This window comes from Halomonas sp. ND22Bw (assembly GCF_003011945.1).
GTDB lineage: Bacteria > Pseudomonadota > Gammaproteobacteria > Pseudomonadales > Halomonadaceae > Halomonas > Halomonas halophila.
The window spans coordinates 1-238 of the sequence record NZ_PXWD01001726.1 but is presented as its reverse complement, the minus strand read 5'-3'; the positions used below and the strand labels follow the sequence as shown (position 1 = coordinate 238).

Below are 238 nucleotides of genomic sequence, written 5' to 3'. Positions count from 1 at the left end.
GGTCTGCAAGGTCGCGCCCAGCCGCTCGAAGAGCAGGCCACGGTTCGGCAGCCCGGTCAGTTCGTCGAACTGCAGCAATTGCCGGATCCGGCACTCGGCAGCGCGGCGTTCGCGCAGGTCGTCGACGCAGACGTGGGCGAAGCTCTCTCCCTCGCTCGTCACCAGGCTGACGGAAACGTCTACGGGTATCTCATGGCCCGCCTGATGGCGAACGTTGGTCTCGAAACGCAAGGAACCG

The 238-nt window shown here is 65.5% G+C and carries 1 pseudogene; it reads right to left on the bottom strand.

From position 1 onward, the window contains the following. Positions 1-238: pseudogene (locus CVH10_RS26420) on the bottom strand (hypothetical protein); the annotation flags it as partial.